This window comes from Streptococcus pseudopneumoniae, from assembly GCF_038148955.1.
Lineage (GTDB): Bacteria > Bacillota > Bacilli > Lactobacillales > Streptococcaceae > Streptococcus > Streptococcus pseudopneumoniae_T.
Genome location: NZ_JBBJZY010000022.1, coordinates 1 through 14,335, shown reverse-complemented (window position 1 = coordinate 14,335; position 14,335 = coordinate 1). Strand labels below are relative to the sequence as shown.

The 14,335-nt window shown below is 41.0% G+C and carries 16 protein-coding genes and 3 pseudogenes; 3 read left to right on the top strand and 16 right to left on the bottom strand.

What is annotated here, in order from left to right; genetic code table 11:
* Positions 1 to 15: 15 nt before the first annotated feature.
* The 12 genes and pseudogenes from WKI23_RS08110 to WKI23_RS08055 form a co-directional block, all read right to left on the bottom strand.
* The gene (locus tag WKI23_RS08110; RefSeq protein ID WP_368079562.1) at positions 16 to 456 is read right to left on the bottom strand and encodes an ASCH domain-containing protein; all 441 of its coding nucleotides are present in this window, start codon (positions 454 to 456) and stop codon (positions 16 to 18) included.
* A pseudogene (locus WKI23_RS08105) lies at positions 398 to 1,300 on the bottom strand (putative PEP-binding protein). Before WKI23_RS08105 ends, WKI23_RS08110 begins: the two are co-directional and overlap by 59 nt.
* A pseudogene (locus WKI23_RS08100) lies at positions 1,260 to 1,781 on the bottom strand (NUDIX hydrolase). The pseudogenes WKI23_RS08105 and WKI23_RS08100 overlap by 41 nt, the downstream one beginning before the upstream one ends.
* Before the next feature lie 10 nt (positions 1,782 to 1,791).
* Entirely contained in the window at positions 1,792 to 2,490 is a 699-nt protein-coding gene (locus WKI23_RS08095) for a 3-oxoacyl-ACP reductase (protein WP_368079561.1), read from the bottom strand.
* Positions 2,483 to 2,719 carry a DUF2829 domain-containing protein gene (locus tag WKI23_RS08090; protein WP_000141913.1) on the bottom strand — a complete coding sequence of 79 codons (237 nt, stop codon included), beginning with the start codon at positions 2,717 to 2,719 and terminating at the stop codon, positions 2,483 to 2,485. Before WKI23_RS08090 ends, WKI23_RS08095 begins: the two co-directional genes overlap by 8 nt.
* Positions 2,720 to 2,790: 71 nt before the next feature.
* The gene (locus WKI23_RS08085) at positions 2,791 to 3,606 is read right to left on the bottom strand and encodes a hypothetical protein (protein WP_368079560.1); all 816 of its coding nucleotides are present in this window, start codon (positions 3,604 to 3,606) and stop codon (positions 2,791 to 2,793) included.
* Positions 3,607 to 3,609: 3 nt separating this feature from the next.
* Complete coding sequence (locus WKI23_RS08080; RefSeq protein WP_000665422.1) at positions 3,610 to 3,930, bottom strand: PadR family transcriptional regulator; 321 nt, start codon at positions 3,928 to 3,930, stop codon at positions 3,610 to 3,612.
* A 121-nt stretch (positions 3,931 to 4,051) separates the two neighbouring features.
* Entirely contained in the window at positions 4,052 to 4,345 is a 294-nt protein-coding gene (locus WKI23_RS08075) for a hypothetical protein (RefSeq protein ID WP_368079559.1), read from the bottom strand.
* A 49-nt stretch (positions 4,346 to 4,394) separates the two neighbouring features.
* Positions 4,395 to 6,392, bottom strand: a complete 1,998-nt coding sequence (gene metG / locus WKI23_RS08070) for a methionine--tRNA ligase (protein WP_368079558.1) — start codon at positions 6,390 to 6,392, stop codon at positions 4,395 to 4,397.
* Positions 6,393 to 6,515: 123 nt separating this feature from the next.
* The gene (locus WKI23_RS08065) at positions 6,516 to 7,775 is read right to left on the bottom strand and encodes an ABC transporter permease (protein ID WP_368079557.1); all 1,260 of its coding nucleotides are present in this window, start codon (positions 7,773 to 7,775) and stop codon (positions 6,516 to 6,518) included.
* 1 nt (position 7,776) lies between these two features.
* The gene (locus WKI23_RS08060) at positions 7,777 to 8,478 is read right to left on the bottom strand and encodes an ABC transporter ATP-binding protein (RefSeq protein WP_368079556.1); all 702 of its coding nucleotides are present in this window, start codon (positions 8,476 to 8,478) and stop codon (positions 7,777 to 7,779) included.
* A complete protein-coding gene (locus WKI23_RS08055; protein ID WP_368079555.1) occupies positions 8,462 to 9,667 on the bottom strand; it encodes an efflux RND transporter periplasmic adaptor subunit in 1,206 nt (401 codons plus the stop codon). Before WKI23_RS08055 ends, WKI23_RS08060 begins: the two co-directional genes overlap by 17 nt.
* Positions 9,668 to 10,236: 569 nt before the next feature.
* Between WKI23_RS08055 and gor the strand changes: the two genes are divergently transcribed.
* Complete coding sequence (gene gor / locus WKI23_RS08050) at positions 10,237 to 11,583, top strand: glutathione-disulfide reductase (protein ID WP_368079554.1); 1,347 nt, start codon at positions 10,237 to 10,239, stop codon at positions 11,581 to 11,583.
* A gap of 189 nt (positions 11,584 to 11,772) precedes the next feature.
* Positions 11,773 to 12,309 carry a biotin transporter BioY gene (locus WKI23_RS08045; protein ID WP_368079553.1) on the top strand — a complete coding sequence of 179 codons (537 nt, stop codon included), beginning with the start codon at positions 11,773 to 11,775 and terminating at the stop codon, positions 12,307 to 12,309.
* Between the two features lie 159 nt (positions 12,310 to 12,468).
* Here the strand turns inward: WKI23_RS08045 and WKI23_RS08040 are convergent, their stop codons facing one another.
* On the bottom strand, positions 12,469 to 12,684 hold the full coding sequence (locus WKI23_RS08040; protein ID WP_000807422.1) for a YdbC family protein: 216 nt from the start codon (positions 12,682 to 12,684) through the stop codon (positions 12,469 to 12,471).
* Between the two features lie 99 nt (positions 12,685 to 12,783).
* On the opposite strand from WKI23_RS08040, the gene WKI23_RS08035 reads away from it, so the two are divergent.
* On the top strand, positions 12,784 to 13,104 hold the full coding sequence (locus WKI23_RS08035) for a hypothetical protein (protein WP_368079552.1): 321 nt from the start codon (positions 12,784 to 12,786) through the stop codon (positions 13,102 to 13,104).
* A gap of 30 nt (positions 13,105 to 13,134) precedes the next feature.
* On the opposite strand, the gene WKI23_RS08030 is transcribed toward WKI23_RS08035, so the two are convergent.
* The 3 genes and pseudogenes from WKI23_RS08030 to WKI23_RS08020 all read right to left on the bottom strand — a co-directional run.
* Positions 13,135 to 13,473: an ATP cone domain-containing protein gene (locus WKI23_RS08030; RefSeq protein WP_261061797.1), complete on the bottom strand. Its 339-nt coding sequence runs from the start codon at positions 13,471 to 13,473 to the stop codon at positions 13,135 to 13,137.
* Positions 13,474 to 13,484: 11 nt separating this feature from the next.
* On the bottom strand, positions 13,485 to 14,204 hold the full coding sequence (trmD, locus tag WKI23_RS08025; protein ID WP_368079551.1) for a tRNA (guanosine(37)-N1)-methyltransferase TrmD: 720 nt from the start codon (positions 14,202 to 14,204) through the stop codon (positions 13,485 to 13,487).
* Positions 14,194 to 14,335, bottom strand: a pseudogene (locus WKI23_RS08020) (ribosome maturation factor RimM); the annotation flags it as partial. The gene trmD and the pseudogene WKI23_RS08020, both read right to left, overlap by 11 nt.

Sequence of the window (14,335 nt, the reverse complement as noted above, 5' to 3'; positions counted from 1 at the left end):
CTTCCGTCTAGCAGTCTACAGAGGGTAGACCTTGCGAAATTCTTCTAAAACAACCTTGCTTTCAGGTGTAAAAGTCAATCCTGCTTCACCCAAGCAGTCTCTGAAAAAATCCTCATGAACCTGGCGCCAATAGATAAGTGTCTTGTCTCCCTCACCTTCCTTATAGGCATGGTCAGCCGAAACTTGACTGAAAGGCTGAACGGAAACCTTTGTAATTTCGACAATGCAGACAGCCTGATTTTGACTGTCTAAAATAACATCAAATGTCCCTTCTTGCGGAAGGAGGTCGGCTTCTAGTGCATAGAGGTCGTAGGCTGATGCTGTTGCCGTCTTTTCGCCTCTTAAAACCAAATCTGCCAAGAGATCGGCTTCCACTCCAAAAGCCCAAGCATCGATTTCATCTCCAATCGAAGGATTGATTTTCTTGTAGGCATTCCACATTTCTTGCGGTGTCATAGGTATCTCCTTTGTAATTTTTTACTTTCTTCTTTTACACGTTTGAGGTAGTCTGGATGGTCAATCTCTAAATTAAAAATCGCTGGAATAGAACTATAGTGGATAATGCACTTGATACCCAACTGATTCATTTTTTGTATGAAAGAATCATTCAGATAGCCTGCTACAGCAAAGTCAATCTTTTTCATCCTTGCTTTATCCTGCATATCTCTTAGCATATCTAACATTATTGGATTTTCCATATCATGCCATTGACTGTTTCTCACAGTCGCAAAAATGAAAGAAGTCAAATCATTCATTCCAACTACAATCTTTGAAATGCCCGTTTCCAGTATCCTGTCTAAGTCAAAATAGGCTGACGGTAATTCAATCATAGTGCCGACTTTCCCAGTAAAACCTACTGACGCAATACTCTAATAGCTTGTTTTAATTGGTCGGCATCATTGACAAAAGGAAAAATAACAGACAGATTGGGATTGGTTTGATAAATCTCTGTAACGACATTTGCCTCAGCATGAAATTCATCCAGACACGCTAGTAAACGCCTGGTCCCTCTATAGCCAAACAAAGGATGACGTTCGTCAAAATGCTGTTTAGTTCCCTCTAAACAATTGGCTTCCGTATTCGTTAATTCAGAAAAACGATACCAGACCTCCTCATCTGAGTACAAGGAACAAATAGTGTCTAGGTAATCTTTTACAAATTGCTGACAACTTGGTAACAGGATGTTTTGATTGAGCTCCCTCAACAAGTATTCGCCTCTAATCATACCTACGTGGTGCAATAGTTGAGGATAAATTTTTTCAAGAATTTTTTCGCCACTCAGAGCTAGTTGGTTTTTCATAGCCATTCACCTTCCAATTCATGTAAGAAGTCTTGTCCAGTTCTGGAAATCCTAATAATTCAGACTTAACCTTCAAGACTAATGGTGATGTATTTTCTTCTGTGATTTTTTGAATATCCATCCAAATATATCCCAGTGAATCATTCGCACCACCAGACACAGCTTCATAAATATTCACTTGAGGTGCCTCCTCATTCATTTCAACATCATAGAAGGCCATGACATGGTGAACCATAAAATTTGTTAACTCTTCTCTGACAAAAACATCGTAGATTCGAGGATTGGAGTAGCTTCTACCAGTATATCCTGTCTCTTCCAAAACTTCTCTAATCAGCGTTTCCGTCAGTCCTTCTCCAAGTTACTGACTACCACCGGGAAGGTCTAACCTATTTTTGTAGGGACCTGCTGTTTTTTGAATACAAAGAAGGTAACCATGTTTATAGCAAACACCATAGACTCCAAAGTGATTTTTGATTTCCATCCAACTACTCCTACCTCAAAGACCAGCCACCATCAATAGTCAGGATTTGTCCTTGCATGGCGCTTGCTTTTCCACTTGCTAAGAAAAGGCTAATTTCTGCTACTTCCTCTGGCTCAATCCAGCGCTTGATTGGTGTTTCACTAGCTACCCAGTCAGCCAACCCACCTGGTTCAAAGTCAGCAGCGGTCATCTCCGTCTTAACTGCTCCTGGAGCAATCCCAAAGACCTGAACCCCATCTTCTGCATAGTCTAGAGCCAACTGCTTGGTAAATCCAGCCAAGGCGTGCTTTGAGGAGGTATAAGCGTGTCCACCGCCACCTGCTAGGCTCGAAGCAATGGAACACATATTGATAATGGTCCCTTTTTTATTCTCCAGCATTTGTGTCAAATAATAGCGAGTCAACTCAACAGGAGTCATGTAGTTGATTTCAAAAATCTCTTGAATTTCCTGCGCCGTTTGTTCCAACAGTGGTTTGTAATCATCCAAAACTCCAGCAGTATTGCACAAAATATCCACCTGAGGACACCAGTCAAAAATAGGCTCCAAGTCCAAGATCAAATCTCTCTGTAAAAAGTGAAAATCACCCTCTAAGAGTGGATTTTCACCTTGGTCAACTCCATAAACTTGATAGCCATTCTCTAAAAAGAGTCGGGCTTGAGCCAGACCAATCCCTGAACTTACTCCCGTAATGAGTACACGTCTAGTCATGCACTTCTACCCAATCCGTCGCCAAAACATCACAAGGTGTCGGACTCCACATGGAAAAACCTTCTCCCTCCCCAGACACGTTGATTAGGAAATAGGGCGTCACTTCAAGTGCAACCCCGTTTTGCTCGATAGTGTCAAAAAGTTGGACATAGTTTTCAGCACCTCCCCAACCAGTACGTACATATTTTTTCTTAGCCTTTAAGCCAGGTAAGATTTCTTCAAATGTCATGTTTTTCTCCTTTAATTTCTAACATTCTTCATTTAATTATAACAAAAAACCGCTTTGCAACGGCTTTTTGACTATATTTCACTCCATTTTATCTTCTTAAACCCACGGAACAAGAGAAAAATTCCAATAAAAAGAACAGCTAAAGGAATGAATTTTGTAAGGAAAACATTTGAAATTCCCATCCACTCATAGTAACGAAGCAGAGAACCTACCACAAGATGGGCAATAATCATACTAACAAATGGACGAAAAATCGGTTCTTTCCAATTCCAAATACTGATGACCAGCGAAATCGTAAAGACAGATAAACTATCCCAGGGAGCAGGAAGATAAAAGGCTCCTTCTTGTATGAAACTTCCCATTCCTACATATCCTAGAACAACTAGCAGAACAAGAATCCCAACGACAATATAGGTGCCAGTTTTCATTTTAGGAGAATCTTGGACTAAGCCCCAACGTAAGATTGTGGCCACAAGAGCAAATCCAATCAGAAAAAGAAGAAGTTGTCCTAAAAATGTTAGCAAATTGACTGTTAAGAGAGGACCTTTAGAAAAATCACCCAGTAGATGATAGTAACGTAATATCGCTAGGACAAAAATTGGTGTCAAAAGGGACTCCTTGATAGAACTGCGTGGTGCTTCCTTGAGAATCTCTTTCATTATTTTTTTAGGATTCTTACCTAAATAATCCTCTGCACTCATGCCATCTCGTTCTGCTTCTGAGAAATCTAACATCATCAAATAGATTTGCTCTCTGAGATAGTCCTCATCATAGAGAAATCCAGCAAGATTAAAACTATCCCACAGTTCCTCAAAATACTGCTGATTGTCCTCAGAAAACTCATGCAACAAAGCGCTTGTTTCTTCATAATACTTCATTTTCTTCATGGTTTAACCCCCATTCTTAATCCCTTCTACTTTTTGACTCAAATCGTCCCATTGTTGCCAAAAGACTGAGACACGCTCTTCTCCTTCTTTCGTTAACGAAAAATACTTCCGATCTGGACCATCTGGCGACGGGCGCATATCGCCTCTTATCCATTGATTTTTTTCTAACTTTTGCAACAAAGGATAAATAGTTCCTGGAACGATAGTGTCAAATCCAGCCTCTCGCAAAGTTTGAACCAATTCATAGCCATATCGCTCTTTTTGACCGATCATATCCAAGACACAACCTTCAAGAACACCTTTTAATAGTTGAGTTTCTTTCATCCCTTCCCCCCTCTTACCTATTTTGTAATACCTACTAGTGACTTCACCTATAGTATACTACTTCCACACTAGTTTGTAAAGCATAATAGTTAATCCTCTTCGAAAATCTCTTCAAACCATATCAGCGTCGCCTTAGGGTATATATGTGACTGACTTCGTCAGTCTTATCTACAACCTCAAAACAGTGTTTTGAGCTGACTTCGTCAGTTCTATCTACAACCTCAAAGCAGTGCTTTGACCTGACTTCGTCAGTTCTATCTACAACCTCAAAGCAGTGCTTTGACCTGACTTCGTCAGTTCTATCCACAACCTCAAAACAGTGTTTTGAGCTGACTTCGTCAGTTTCATCTACAACCTCAAAGCAGTGCTTTGAGCAACCTGAGACTAGCTTCCTAGTTTGCTCTTTGATTTTCATTAAGTATAAATAAAAAAACAGAACTAGCATGAACTAGTCCTGTCTATTTTTACCCAATTACACTTCCGTTTGGTACAGCTGGATCAACTGTAAGAAGTGTTAATTGTCCATCATGTTCAGCTGAGAGAATCATACCTTGGCTGACATATTTCTTCATCATTTTACGAGGTTTGAGGTTAGCAACGATTTGAACTTTCTTGCCGACCAATTCTTGTTCGTTTGGATAGTATTTTGCAATTCCTGAGAGGATTTGACGATCTTCACCATCACCTGCATCTAGGCGGAATTGAAGCAACTTATCAGAACCTTCTACTTTAGACACTTCTTTGACTTCTGCGACACGGATTTCAACCTTGTCAAAGTCCTCAAACTTGATTTCTTCCTTGTTCAGTTTGAGTTCGACTTCGTCTGGATTCCATTCTTTTTCGACAGCTGGCTTGTTGCCTTCCATTTGTTCCTTGATATAGGCGATTTCTTCTTCCATATCCAGGCGTGGGAAGATTGGTGTTCCTTTGGCAACTACTGTTACACCCTTAGGGAAAGCAGCCAAACTCGAGTTTTCAAGACTAGAAACTTCTGCTAAGCCAAGTTGAGTCATAACCGCACGACTAGTTTCCATCATAAATGGTTCAATCAAGTGAGCGACGACACGAAGGCTGGCTGCCAAGTGACTCATGACACTTGCCAATTGATCGCGGAGTGCTTCATCCTTTGCCAGTACCCATGGAGCTGTCTCGTCGATGTATTTGTTAGTACGAGAGATCAGGGTCCAGACTGCTTCAAGCGCACGTGGGTAGTCAACTGCTTCCATGTGTGTATGGTAGTCAGCGATTGATTGTTCTGCAACCTCAGCAAGCGCATTGTCAAACTCTGTTACACCCTCTACATAAGCAGGGATTTGACCATCAAAGTACTTGTTAATCATAGAAACGGTACGGTTGAGGAGGTTTCCAAGGTCATTAGCCAATTCATAGTTGATACGGCCAACGTAGTCTTCTGGAGTAAAGGTTCCGTCTGAACCAACTGGAAGGCTACGCATGAGGTAGTAGCGAAGTGGATCCAGTCCATAGCGCTCTACCAACATTTCAGGGTAAACGACATTCCCTTTAGACTTAGACATTTTGCCGTCTTTCATGACGAACCAACCATGGGCAATCAAACGATCTGGCAATTTGATATCCAACATCATAAGAAGGATTGGCCAATAGATTGAGTGGAAACGAAGGATGTCTTTTCCTACCATATGGAAGACTGTTCCATTCCAGAATTTGTCAAAGTTAGCGTGTTCGTCTTGATCGTAGCCAAGAGCTGTCACATAGTTGAGCAGAGCATCAATCCAAACATAGACAACGTGTTTAGGATTTGATGGTACTGGGACACCCCAGGTAAAGGTTGTACGAGAAACTGCCAAATCCTCTAAACCTGGCTCGATGAAGTTGCGAAGCATTTCATTCAGACGACCATCTGGAGTGATAAATTCAGGATGAGCTTTGAAAAATTCGACCAAACGATCTTGGTATTTGCTAAGGCGAAGGAAGTATGATTCTTCAGATACCCATTCAACCTCGTGACCTGATGGAGCGATTCCACCAGTTACATTTCCAGCTTCATCACGGAATACTTCTGCGAGCTGGCTTTCTGTAAAGAATTCCTCATCTGAGACTGAGTACCAACCAGAATATTCACCCAAATAGATGTCATCTTGAGCAAGCAAGCGCTCAAAGACCTGTGCGACAACTTTTTCGTGGTAGTCATCAGTTGTACGGATAAATTTATCGTATGAGATATCTAGTAATTGCCAGAGTTCTTTGACTCCAACTGCCATCCCATCAACATAGGCTTGAGGTGTAATGCCAGCTTCTTCTGCTTTTTGCTGGATTTTCTGACCATGTTCATCAAGACCTGTCAAATAAAAGACATCGTAGCCCATCAGGCGTTTGTAGCGTGCTAGGACATCACAAGCGATGGTTGTGTAGGCAGAACCGATATGAAGTTTCCCAGATGGGTAGTAAATCGGCGTTGTAATATAAAAATTCTTTTCAGACATAATTTTTCCTTTCCAGGCAAATGAAACCTGTTTTTCTAACACTTCATTATATCACATTTTTAGTGATTTTCGATAGGGAAATCCATACAAAAACAAGATAGACAAGTGTCCATCTTGTTGATCTTATTCATAACGAAGGGCTTCGATTGGATCAAGTTTCGATGCCTTATTGGCTGGCAAGACCCCAAAGATCATACCCACGCTAGCCGAAACCGCAAGACTAAATAGGGCAACTGGGATCGATACTCCCACTTCTATACCCGTAATCAAACCTTGCAGTAACAAACCTGCTAAGGCAGTTAAACCACTTGCAATTGTCAAACCAATTAAGCCACCTAACAAGGTCAAAATCATGGATTCAATCAAAAACTGGATTAAAATATTGGCACGCGTTGCACCCAAAGCCTTACGGAGACCAATCTCACGGGTACGCTCTGTAACAGAAACCAGCATGATGTTCATAACACCAGTTCCTCCAACAAAGAGGGAAATCCCTGCGATGGAACTGATAATCGTCGTCATAAAACTAAACGATTGTTGAATTTCTGCAAATGTAAGCGACTCATCTGCCACCTGATATTCTCCCTGTTGCAAGCCTGCAAGTTCTGTCATTTTTCGTGCCAGTTCTGGACCCAGAGTTGGAGTTAAACTGGTATCATTCACTCGAAAGACAATATTAGCTATTTCATCTACATTAAAATTCGCAGCAAGGGAGATATTGGTAGTAATAGGCAAGCCACCAAACCCATATATTTTTGACCTTTTAGCCTCTGGACTAGTATAAACCCCAATGACTCGGTAACTAAAATCATTGACTTCTACAACCTTGTTAATAGCCTCTTGTGGAGAGCCAAATAAACTAATGGACAATTCCTCATCTAGCAAAATGACACTTGCAAACTCTTTGAAATCTTGCTCTCTTAGACTACGACCTGCAAGAATTTCATTGTTAACAGCCTCCATATAAGTTCTGTTTCCACCTGTCAAATTGGCATTTTCAACCTTTTTATCTTTATAAGTCAAAATGGCGTTCGTTGAGTTGGTTACATAGTAATTATCCACTCCCTTGAGTTTGGCTGCCTCCTTGACCCAAGATTCTTGCGGTTTTGGTGGTTCAACATGAACTTCCTCTTCTTTTCCAGAAACCGTAAAAGCTGATTGTTTCTGAGTAAAGGACCCATCTTTACTTTTTTTAGGAGAGAAGAAGACGCTAATATTTTTCTGAGATTTGGTCATATCTTTATTGACTTGACGAGATAGGGAATCTCCCAAAGCCATAATCACAACAACTGATGAAACACCGATAATAATCCCAATCATGGTAAGCAAAGAACGCATCTTGTGAGCCATGATAGATGAAAAGGCAAATTTCAGATTCTGCATCTTAGTTTTCCTCCTTTCCTAACTGAGCACTGTCAGACGAAATGACTCCATCGCGAATAACAATCTGACGTTTGGCATAAGCAGCGATTTCAGGCTCATGCGTTACCATGATAATAGTTTTTCCTTCTTTATTTAATTCAACCAATAATTGCATGATTTGGTTGCCTGTTTTGGTATCCAAGGCTCCTGTCGGTTCGTCTGCTAAGATAATAGAAGGATTGTTTACCAAGGCACGCGCAATAGCCACACGTTGCTTTTGACCACCAGATAATTCCGAAGGCAAATGATGACTACGTTCTGTCAATTCAACCTTATCTAAATACTCCTCAGCCAACTTGCGACGTTTTGAAGACGAAACTCCTGCGTAAATCAAGGGCAATTCTACATTTTGCAGAGCATTAAGTTTCGATAGAAGAAAGAACTGCTGGAAGACAAATCCGATTTGTTGGTTACGAACTTTGGCAAGTTGTTTTTCACCTAGTCCAGCCACTTCTTGACCTTCAAGATAATACTCTCCACTACTTGGTGTATCCAACATGCCAATCGTATTCATGAGAGTAGACTTACCAGAACCAGATGGTCCCATAATGGCAACAAACTCACCCTCATTCACTTCTAGGTTGATATTTTTGAGAACCTGCAGTTCTTGGTCACCGTTACGGTAGCTTCTGCAGATATTTTTTAGACTAATTAGTTGCTTCATCAGCCTTCACCTCTTTTCCTTCTTCCAAGGAAGATGTTGGATTACTGATGACCTTGACTCCATTTGTCAGACCTGAAGTGATTTCTTGGTTGTCTGCATCAGCATTGCCCAAACCAACTTCCACTTTCTTGGCCTTTTTCTGCTCGTCAAGCACCCAGACATAGTTCTTATCATTTTCAGTCACAACACTTGTTAGAGGAACCAAAATGGCTTTACTCTTATTCTTGACCTCAACACTTACTGAGAATCCTTGTTTCAAGTCACCAATTTCACTTGTAACATCAATAGTATATGGATATTTAGAACCAGAATTACCGCCTGCTGCTACAGCTGTACTTGCTGCTTCACCATTGTTTTTAGGGTAATCAGAGATATAGCTAATCTTACCAGTCCAGCTCTTATCTTGGTAAACTTTAGAAGTAAAGGTTACTTCTTGTCCGACAGATAGGTTAGCAAGGTTGTATTCAGATAGTTCACCCTTAACTTGCAAGTTTTCATTGCTTACGACATGAACTACCACTTGACTAGCTCCTGTTGGAGATTTAGAAACATTGTGGTTGACTTCGACCACAGTTCCCTCTAGGGTACTGAGAACCGTCATTGCATCTAACTGACTTTGAGCCTTACTTAATTGCGCCGCAGCGTCTGCACGCGCATCACGGGCATCACCTAATTGAGCGTCAATAGAAGCAACAGAATTTCCAGCCACTGTAGTTGGGCTTTGCACCGTTGCATCTTCTCCTCCTGCTGGCGCAGAGGCTTGAGGAGCCGGAGCTGAAGCGGCTTCATTTCGTGCTTGATTGAGTTCATTGATATGACGATCTGCCTTAGCGACTGCTCGGCTAGCTGAATCATAGGCCGCCTGCGCTTCTGAACTACTGTACTTGACTAAAGCCTGCCCTTCGCTGACCTTATCCCCCACAGAAACAAGGATTTCATCTAAATCTCCCTTGCTAGCATCAAAATAAACGTATTGTTCATTTTTTGCCGTTACTGTTCCTGACAATAAAACCGACGAAGCAACAGTTCCCTCTTTTGCCACTACTAGATGTGGCGTTTCATCCTTCACATCAGTTTGCGAGGGTTGTCTAAAGAGCAAGATGCCCCCAGCCCCCAATACAACTACACTCGCAGCACCGATTGCTGCATACAGTTGCCACTTTTTAGCTTTACCATTCTTTTTCTTCATAATGAAACTCCTTTTCTTTTTTATAATACTTTGCTATTATACCAGATTTCCCTCCAGCAAACAATGCAGTTCAGATGGAAATAATGACAGTTCAGGATTAAACAATCGTTCGGAAATCCCCCTTTTCTATTGTACTAGTTATATAATACATTATTTCGACTTATTTGGCAAGCTTTTTTGCAATTTTTTGTGCGTAGCAGATTTTTGCAATCAAATCAAAAAAAAGATAGAATATGACTATCAAAAAATGACACTCGACTATTGGACTCGTTCGGCATCTTAGAAACTATATTATATAGTTCTGTTATGGATTGTTTTATAGTCAATAAAAATCAAAGAGCAAGCTAGGAAGCTAACCGCAGGTTGCTCAAAGCAGTTCTTTGAGGTTGCAGGTAAGGCGACGCTGACGTGGTTTGAAGAGATTTTCGAAGAGTAGCAGCTGATGTAAGGATACGAAGGCACCATACTATGGCTAAATTGAAAGGTTAAAAATTCAATTTCTGACCACCTAATCTTGCTTCAAATACTTATCGAACAAGTCTATTTAAAAGAGTACAAAGGAGTTTTCAATGAGAGAATATGATATCATTGCTATCGGTGGAGGTAGCGGAGGAATTGCTACCATGAACCGTGCTGGTGAACATGGAGCCAAAGCGGCTGTTATTGAGGAAAAGAAACTAGGTGGAACCTGTGTCAACGTCGGTTGTGTTCCTAAAAAAATCATGTGGTACGGGGCACAAATCGCTGAGACTTTCCATCAATTTGGAGAAGACTATGGCTTTAAAACTACTGATCTAAACTTTGACTTTGCAACCCTACGTCGCAATCGTGAAGCTTACATTGATCGCGCTCGTTCTTCTTATGATGGCAGTTTTAAACGCAACGGTGTAGACTTGATTGAAGGTCATGCTGAATTTGTAGATTCTCATACTGTTAGCGTAAATGGTGAACTCATTCGTGCTAAACATATCGTGATTGCTACTGGTGCCCATCCAAGTATTCCAAATATTCCTGGTGCTGAGCTAGGCGGCTCTTCTGATGATGTATTTGCCTGGGAAGAATTGCCAGAGTCAGTTGCCATTCTAGGTGCCGGTTATAACGCCGTTGAATTGGCTGGCGTACTTCACACCTTTGGTGTCAAGACAGACCTCTTTGTTCGCCGCGATCGTCCTTTACGTGGTTTTGATTCTTATATCGTTGAAGGTTTGGTCAAGGAAATGGAAAGAACAAACTTGCCACTTCATACTCACAAAGTCCCTGCCAAGTTAGAAAAAACTGCTAAAGGCATTACCATTCATTTCGAAGATGGTACCAGTCACACAGCTAGCCAAGTTATCTGGGCTACTGGTCGCCGTCCAAACGTTAAGGGATTGCAACTTGAAAAAGCTGGAGTAACCCTGAACGAACGTGGCTTTATCCAAGTGGATGAATACCAAAATACTGTTGTTGAAGGAATCTACGCTCTAGGTGATGTAACAGGTGAAAAAGAACTGACTCCAGTTGCAATCAAGGCTGGGCGTACCCTATCTGAACGTCTCTTTAACGGAAAAACAACTGCAAAAATGGACTACACAACTATTCCAACTGTTGTCTTTTCACACCCTGCTATCGGAACTGTTGGCTTGACAGAAGAGCAAGCTATTAAAGAATACGGTCAAAACCAAATCAAGGTTTACAAATCAAGTTTTACTTCTATGTACTCTGCTTGCACCAGCAATCGTCAAGAAACTCGTTTCAAATTGATTACAGCTGGTTCAGAAGAAAAAGTTGTCGGACTTCATGGAATTGGCTATGGTGTTGATGAAATGATTCAAGGATTTGCTGTTGCTATCAAAATGGGAGCAACCAAGGCAGACTTTGATGCAACTGTAGCGATTCACCCAACTGCATCTGAAGAATTTGTAACCATGCGTTAATCGAAATAAAAGAAGCTGATACAAATGTGTCTGCTTCTTTTTTGATGATTTACAAATCGATGAAAACAACTTACCTAGTCAGCAAAATCGGCTGTTACAGTTTTTGTTACCTTGTTTTTAAAAATTGGTTGACAATCTTTCTCCTACGAGTATAATTGTTACTATACATAAGAAAAGAGGTTAACTTTTTTGAAAAAAGCGCACGTTTATGCTATCCCTGCTATTGGGGCTGCTCTTATTGCTGTATTGGCACAAATCACTCTTCCAATTGGGCCTGTTCCCTTCACTCTACAAAACTTTGCAATCGGCTTGATTGCTACTGTCTTTAGACCGAGAGAGGCTGTACTTTCTGTTGGACTCTATCTTCTTCTAGGTGCTATCGGTCTTCCTGTCTTTGCAGGAGGTGGAGCAGGATTGCAGGCGTTGGTTGGTCCTACTGCGGGTTATCTTTGGTTTTATCTTGTATACTCTGGACTTACTTCCTCTCTAACTAACAGCAAGAGTGGTGTTGTCAAGATTTTTCTTACAAACCTCTTGGGTGATGCCCTTGTCTTTGTCGGAGGGATTCTTAGCTTGCATTTCCTAGCTGGAATGCCATTTGAAAAAGCTCTTCTTGTGGGGGTTCTTCCTTTTATCATCCCAGACCTTGGTAAACTTCTAGCTATTAGTTTTATTAGCCGTCCACTACTTCAACGCCTTAAAAATCAGGCTTACTTTACCAACTAAAAAAGGATATAGAGTTGTCATGACTCAGTATCCTTTTCTTTCATTTTGAAAACTTATACTCTTCGAAAATCAAATTCAAACCACGTCAGCTTCGCCTTGCCGTACTCAAGTACTGCCTACGGCTAGCTTCCTAGTTTGCTCTTTGATTTTCATTAAGTATTAGTTGCCTTTAAAGGCATCCACCATCGTTTGAAATTCTTCATTAGAGAGAGTAATCCCTTTACCCATTTTAGTATGATCTGGGCTCCAAGCACGAATATCAAACTTAGCAGGAGCACCATTAAAGCTCACACGGTTGATTTCCTTGGTCCAACCTTTTTCGTTTTCAGAAAGAGTCAATAAGTGCTCTTCGATTTCAAATGTAAATTCTGCCATTTTCTTCTCCTTTTTTTAGCTTTCATTAGTTTATTCGTAAAATCTTGTAGATTTTAGGAAAATTTTATATAATATTGATATAAAAGAAGGGGGGCCAATATGAGACATAAATTCCAGCAAGTTCTAGATAAAATACATGACTTTTTAAATGGACATGACCAACCTGACCAGACTGAAACCAACTCCCTTACAGCCACTATTGAAGAGGCTATCCAGAAACAAACCGCTGTTCACCTTATCTTGTCTGAGACAAGTTTTACAGGTGACATCATCAAATACGATCAGCAAGGCCAACAAATTATCGTGAAAAATTTTGCTAAAAATGTGACCCGTATTATCCACATAAGCGATATTCAACGCCTGCGATTTGTCCCTTCAACTGTCCAAACAGCCCAAAAAAATAGATTTAAGAAAGAGTGAGATGTAGTTGCTTCATCCCACTCTTTTTTCTTAGCGAACTTGTTCAAAATGTAAATGAACGGCGATATGATCTCCATAACCACTTCTTTCCAAGTCACGTTGTAAACGATAGGAAATGTAGTGTTCTGCAATGGTAATGTAACCTGCACCCAGTAAACGATGTTCAACCATAGACTGAATCATGCTAATAGTGGCACGTTCTACCTTGGCTTCTTGTAAATCCAAAACTACCTTCTTAGTGACTTGAGCAAGATTTTGACGCAAATCATCTGTCAATACATAGACAGTCTGGGCTGCCTTTAAGATGGCTTGATAAATCTTATCTGGATTAAATTCAGCAATTTCGCCATTACGTTTGATTACTTGCATAGGTTTCTCCTTTATTCTTTGTTTTCTTTGATTTCTGCCAGCATTTTTTCTTCTTCTGCTGTCAGTTGATAATGTTCAAGCAAATCCGGTCTGCGCTCATAGGTTTTCTTTAAACTCTCATACAGTCGCCACTGACGAATCTTTTCATGGTGCCCGCTCATCAGTACATCTGGCACAAGCATACCTCGATAATCATAGGGACGTGTGTACTGAGGATATTCGAGAAGACCAGAAGAAAAACTATCATCTTGGTGGCTAGACTCCTTGCCAATCACTTCGGGAATCAGGCGCACAGTAGCGTCAATCATAGTCATGGCCGCCAATTCTCCTCCAGTTAAGACATAATCACCTAGAGAAATCTCATCTGTTACCAAGGTCTTGATCCGCTCATCATAGCCCTCATAGTGACCGCAGATAAAGATAAGTTCTTCCTCTTGAGCCAAATCCTCAGCATAAGCCTGATCAAACTGCTTTCCAGCTGGATCGAGGAGAATCACGCGCGGATTTTTCTTTTCAATAGCGTCAAAGGCATCGAAAATGGGTTGCGCGCGGAGCAACATCCCCTGTCCGCCTCCGTATGGCTCATCGTCGACATGGCGGGCCTTTTCAGCATATTCTCGAAAATTATGATACTGGATATCCAAGAGCCCTTTTTCACGAGCCTTTCCAACGATTGAGTGCTCTAACGGAGAAAACATCTCTGGAAAGAGGGTTAAAATATCAATCTTCATCGTCTAACCCTTCTAAGATTTCCACATCGACGCGGTTATTCGGAATATCAACATTGAGAATTACTGGTGGGATATAAGGCAATAACAAATCACGCTTGCCTTTTCGCTTGACCACCCAGACATCGTTAGCA

Excerpts from the sequence above, each read along its gene's own strand:
- WKI23_RS08110 (WP_368079562.1), bottom strand. The coding sequence starts at position 456 with ATGACACCGCAAGAAATGTGGAATGCCTACAAGAAAATCAATCCTTCG.
- WKI23_RS08095 (WP_368079561.1), bottom strand. The coding sequence starts at position 2,490 with ATGACTAGACGTGTACTCATTACGGGAGTAAGTTCAGGGATTGGTCTG.
- WKI23_RS08090 (WP_000141913.1), bottom strand. The coding sequence starts at position 2,719 with ATGACATTTGAAGAAATCTTACCTGGCTTAAAGGCTAAGAAAAAATAT.
- WKI23_RS08085 (WP_368079560.1), bottom strand. The coding sequence starts at position 3,606 with ATGAAGAAAATGAAGTATTATGAAGAAACAAGCGCTTTGTTGCATGAG.
- WKI23_RS08080 (WP_000665422.1), bottom strand. The coding sequence starts at position 3,930 with ATGAAAGAAACTCAACTATTAAAAGGTGTTCTTGAAGGTTGTGTCTTG.
- WKI23_RS08075 (WP_368079559.1), bottom strand. The coding sequence starts at position 4,345 with ATGAAAATCAAAGAGCAAACTAGGAAGCTAGTCTCAGGTTGCTCAAAG.
- metG (WP_368079558.1), bottom strand. The coding sequence starts at position 6,392 with ATGTCTGAAAAGAATTTTTATATTACAACGCCGATTTACTACCCATCT.
- WKI23_RS08065 (WP_368079557.1), bottom strand. The coding sequence starts at position 7,775 with ATGCAGAATCTGAAATTTGCCTTTTCATCTATCATGGCTCACAAGATG.
- WKI23_RS08060 (WP_368079556.1), bottom strand. The coding sequence starts at position 8,478 with ATGAAGCAACTAATTAGTCTAAAAAATATCTGCAGAAGCTACCGTAAC.
- WKI23_RS08055 (WP_368079555.1), bottom strand. The coding sequence starts at position 9,667 with ATGAAGAAAAAGAATGGTAAAGCTAAAAAGTGGCAACTGTATGCAGCA.
- gor (WP_368079554.1), top strand. The coding sequence starts at position 10,237 with ATGAGAGAATATGATATCATTGCTATCGGTGGAGGTAGCGGAGGAATT.
- WKI23_RS08040 (WP_000807422.1), bottom strand. The coding sequence starts at position 12,684 with ATGGCAGAATTTACATTTGAAATCGAAGAGCACTTATTGACTCTTTCT.
- WKI23_RS08035 (WP_368079552.1), top strand. The coding sequence starts at position 12,784 with ATGAGACATAAATTCCAGCAAGTTCTAGATAAAATACATGACTTTTTA.
- WKI23_RS08030 (WP_261061797.1), bottom strand. The coding sequence starts at position 13,473 with ATGCAAGTAATCAAACGTAATGGCGAAATTGCTGAATTTAATCCAGAT.
- trmD (WP_368079551.1), bottom strand. The coding sequence starts at position 14,204 with ATGAAGATTGATATTTTAACCCTCTTTCCAGAGATGTTTTCTCCGTTA.